3 protein-coding genes are annotated in these 5,052 nt (G+C 38.1%); all 3 read right to left on the bottom strand.

Translation table 11 applies throughout. The features are described from left to right. Positions 1-1,442 (bottom strand): RagB/SusD family nutrient uptake outer membrane protein (locus Q0502_RS08480; protein ID WP_298649611.1); only part of this gene is annotated, 1,442 nt, incomplete at its 3' end. Positions 1,443-1,459: 17 nt separating this feature from the next. Next, complete coding sequence (locus tag Q0502_RS08485) at positions 1,460-4,615, bottom strand: TonB-dependent receptor (RefSeq protein WP_298649613.1); 3,156 nt, start codon at positions 4,613-4,615, stop codon at positions 1,460-1,462. Between the two features lie 79 nt (positions 4,616-4,694). Beyond that, positions 4,695-5,052 (bottom strand): sulfatase/phosphatase domain-containing protein (locus tag Q0502_RS08490; protein WP_298649615.1); only part of this gene is annotated, 358 nt, incomplete at its 5' end.

Below are 5,052 nucleotides of genomic sequence, written 5' to 3' on the forward strand. Positions count from 1 at the left end.
TCAAGCTCCCTTAATGGAATAGGCATCAAAATCATATGTTCTTTAATGTTTGTTGCGATTTCAGTTTTATTACTTTCAGCAACAGTAGCTTCATAGGCGCTGTGTTCTTTCATCCTTTGGATAAATGTACCTGTTCTCACCAGATCAAACCATCTGTGTCCTTCCAAGGGAAACTCAAGTCTCCGTTCATTCAATATAGTGGTTCTGAATGCTTCTTTCGTCATTGTCTCAAAATTACCTGAATCGTCTCCAAAGGCTCTTTTTCTCACGCGGTTCAAAACTTGAAGGGCTTTGGCCTGGTCATCTGTCTCATTTAATACTTCGGCATACATTAATAGGGCGTCTGCATATCGTATAATATGCATGTTAATGTCACATTGGTTTGCGGCATCAATCCCATCCTTCCAATATTTTCCAAAAAGAGGGATACTGGAAGTGAGAACTTTTCCATTCTTGGGATTGGTGAATTTGAATCTGATATTGACGTCCCGACGGGTATCGTTGGGACTGAATTGATCATAAAGTTCCTGGGTTGGAATATCTGCCTCATTTGACCCGGCAACACCAATATTTCCCCCCGGAATTGAATATTTTGGTCCGGCAAGCCCCATTTCACCATTTTGAGGATAAGGGCGGCCTTTATACTCGATATAAAAAACTGCTTCAATACCTGTTTCAGTTAAAGTATTCCAGTTATTTCCATAATTTTCATGTAAACCATAACCATAAGTTGATTCAGCATTGACAACCTCTGCTAATTTATCTCTTGCTTTCGTATACTCTCCCAGCGTAAGATATACTTTTCCCAATAGAATTTTAGCTGCTCCTTTTGTTGCTCTGCCTTCTTCTAAATCGTTATATCCTGAGCGCATGGGTAAAATGGACTCAGCATCAGTCAAATCTTGTATGATTAATTTATAAACCTCACTTTTTGAAGTACGCGGCCCCATGGCATCATTAACCGATTCGAGATTTGTAATCAGGGGGACATCTCCGAAAAAACGTACGAGATTAAAATAATATAAAGCCCGAAGAAATTTTGCTTCAGCTACAAAACGTTTTTTTAAGTTTTCATCCATGACAATATCGGGAATTCTATTAATCGCCGTATTTGCTCTTGAAATTCCACTGTAAGAATCCGTCCACATATTGCCAATAAATGTATTTTCATTTGTATGTCGTAAAAATTCTAAATCCTGGAGGTATGCATTGGGCATACCAATTCCATTCTTGACTATATCAGTTGTTAACTCGCAAAGTATATACATTAATCTGTTGTATAACGGATTTAATGACTGGTATGTAGCATCTACTGCTGCCTGGGCATCTTTAGATGTAGAATAAAAATTATCAAGCACCAGGCGGTCCTTGGGATTCTCATTTAAAAAATCACAACCATTCAAAAAAATCAGAGATATTATTAATAGATTGAACTTTCTCATAATGATACTTTGTTATATTATTTTATATTCAATTGAATTCCCATCATAAAGGTTCTTGCCTGAGGATATCCACCAAAGTCTTCACCTCCTTGTAACGTGGAAGCGCCCCTGAAACTTACTTCAGGATCATACCCCCTGTAACTTGTCCAGGTTTTTAGATTTTGTGCTGTGATATGTAATCTCATACTTCGGAAAAAATTGGATTTTAACTTGGGGAATGAATAAGACAGAGAGACTGTTTTTAATTTTAAATACGATCCGTCTTCAACCCATCTATCACTAACCAAAGCAGCTCTATTAGTAGTAGCTTTCGGATAAATCTGACTTGGATTTGTAGGTGTCCATCTATCTAATAATTCTCTGTATGCGTTTTGTCCACCGGTGGGAGTTTCCAACTCTATCGCATTATAATTGAATATTTCATTTCCGTAGGAGTATTGAAAAAATATGTTGAGTTCAAGACCTTTATAGGAAAAATTGTTCGTAAGTCCACCAAAAAAATCAGGATTGGAATCACCCAGTATCATTCGGTCATTTGACGAATCAACGGCGCCATCCCCGTCCAGGTCTTTATAACGCCGATATCCGATACCCAGAGGGCTGGGTTGTGTTGTTAACTTTTGAACCTCTTCTTCTGTCTGGAAAATACCGTCAAATTTATATCCGTAAAAAATTCCTATAGGTTCACCAACGATCAATCTTCTAAAGCTGCCAGTTTTCAAATGCCCATCTCCACTTCCGATTTCCTTGTATGGTTCTCCACCCAGCTCCAGAACTTTGTTCCTGTTAAAAGCAATGTTGAAATTTGTATTCCATGCAAATTCATTTACGAAATTATCGGATTCGATTGATAATTCAAGTCCCTTATTTTCTACACTGCCTATATTTTTTAGCATTGTTTCAAATCCGGAAGCTGACGGGATGGCTACATTGTACAACAAGTCTGTTGTTTTTTTCCTGTAGATGTCACTCGTTATACGAATTCGATTGTCTATCAACCCAATATCCACACCTAAATCGAATTGTCCAGTTCGTTCCCATTTTAAATCAGGATTGGGTATCTTATTTGGGAAAAAACCGGTAACAAGTTGATTACCAATAATCCAATCTACACTTCCCAAGGTAGGTAGTGATCCGTACAACCCGATCTCGGTATTTCCAGTGAATCCATAACTGGCCCGTAATTTTAAATTGGTTACGACAGATCTGATGGATTCCATAAAACTTTCCTCCGATATTCTCCATCCGGCCGAAGCTGACGGGAAAAATCCGTACTTATTGTTTTCTCCAAATCTTGAAGAACCGTCAAAACGTGCGTTTACTGAAAAGAGATACCGGTCTTTATAAGAATAGTTGATTCGACCTAAATATGACATCAGGTTCCACTGGGTAGCCGAAGAACCAGGTGAATTATATACTGATCCGGAACCCAGGTCATTATAAGTAAGCATATCATTTACGAATCCACTTGACGAGGCCGATACGCCTTCACTGTTATTCTGTTGTAAAGTAAAACCACCTAACAAATTGAATGAGTGATTATTTAATAATTTTGTCCATGTAAGTGTGTTTTCGTTCAGCCAGTTAATGGATCTGTTAACGTTGATATTTCCGGTTGCCAGACCATTTGCCTGATAAATAGTGGATGGAGTATATCTGTTGCCTTTAAAATATACGACATCTGTACCGACGGAAGTCCTGAAAAGTAAATTGGGAACAAACTCCCATTCAGCATACATATCTCCCAAGAATCTTGACTGTCCATTATTAAAAAGTTGTTCCTTTGCTGTGGCATATGGATTAGGTATTAATACGCCAGGAACATTTACCTGTGTGTATTCTTTGGTTTCATTGTTTTCGTATACTGTTTGAACCGGACTCATCTTAATAGCGCCATTTACAACACCGCCTTGACCGCCAGTATCTGTTGCCACTGCGTTAGTAATTGTATGACTTGCATTGATATGGGTACCTACCTTAAAATTGTTTTTAATTTTCCTGTCTAAATTGAGTCTTAGTGAAAATCGTTCAAAGTCAGAATTTATTATAACTCCTTCCTGGTTGACGTAGTTTCCTGAAATGGAGTAGGTGGTTTTTTCATCACCCCCTGAAAAATTCAACATGTAATTTTGAGTAATGGCATTTCTGAAAATTAAGTCTTGCCAGTCTGTGCCATTACCCAATAACGCTATTTCAGCCATTGTTTGTTCATTATACCAGGGAGCCAGTCCATCATTTGTGTATGCTTCATTCACTAATGCGGCATATTCTTGTGCATTCATAACATCGATTTTTTTCACGACTTGTTGGATGCCAAAATTCGTTTCCACAGAGATGATATCCTGTCCTTTTTTACCACTTTTTGTTGTAATTAATATTACACCATTGGCTGCACGCGCCCCATAAATAGCAGTTGCTGCAGCATCTTTTAGTATTTCGATGGATTCTATATCGGAAGGATTAATTGATGACAGTCCACTTATCTGTGCACTCCCCCCTGTTTGCCCGAATCCGTCGCCGCTGTATACAGGAAACCCGTCGATGACATATAAAGGTTCGTTCCCAGCTTGTAAAGAACTGCTGCCCCGTACTCTTATGGAAGCAATGGCCCCAGGCATGCCCGATGTTTGCGTAACCTGCACTCCGGATGCTCTGCCTACCAATCCCTGATCAATAGAAGTCATGGGAGTTTGTTGAATATCAGAGGTTTTTACCGAAGAAACAGCTCCGGTCAAATCACTCTTTTTCATTGTGCCATAGCCTACAACAATTACTTCATCCAGAGCCCTTGTGTCTTCCTTTAAAATAATGTTTAAATGTACTCTTCCTTCTGTTTTAATCTCCTGTTCGAGATACCCTATATAAGAAACTTGAATGACAGCATTATCAGCGACACTTAGCGAGAAGTTACCATCAATATCGGTAATCGTACCATTTGAACTTCCTGTTTCGATAATATTGGCACCTATTATAGCTGTATTGTTTTCATCTACTACCTTACCGGTAATCCGTTTTTTTTGCTGCTGGATCATGACATTATTTATTTTGTTTTCACCAAAACCTGCATACAGGTCTGAAGTGATTACAAAAAAAGATGTAAACAACAAAATGACAAATAAACTGTCAAATTTAGAGTAATGTACTCTTTTGTTAAATAATGTTTTATTATTCATAGTTGATAAAAATTTAATGGTAATGACTATTGAATAAGTGATGAGTGCCAGGTTTTATTTTATAGTACACTATTTTTATTTATTTCGGTAATACTTGCTTTTTCATATGTTTTTGTACACTAGTATTTACTTTTTTCCTGGCGGCATTCATTTTTATTCTCATGGCATCCAAGACTGTCCTATAATCAGGATTGTCTGCCAAATTCACATACTCTTCGGGGTCATTTATGTGATCATACAATTCCTCACTTTTCGGAATCATTTCATTACCCCAGCGGGTGTATCTCCAATGATTCGTACGTATGGTTGCATCATGCCCCCCGTAAGAAACAGTATAAGCATAAGCTTCCGGATCTTCGGCTATTTTTCCGCGCAAATAATCTGTCAAGCTTTTACCCTGCAAAATTTCAGGATTCTTGTCGGCCAATCCGCATAAT

The sequence above is a fragment of the uncultured Proteiniphilum sp. genome (assembly GCF_937873925.1).
In the GTDB taxonomy this organism is placed as follows: domain Bacteria; phylum Bacteroidota; class Bacteroidia; order Bacteroidales; family Dysgonomonadaceae; genus Proteiniphilum.

Coding starts and splice junctions, on each gene's coding strand:
- Q0502_RS08485 (WP_298649613.1), bottom strand. CDS start 4,615: ATGAATAATAAAACATTATTTAACAAAAGAGTACATTACTCTAAATTT.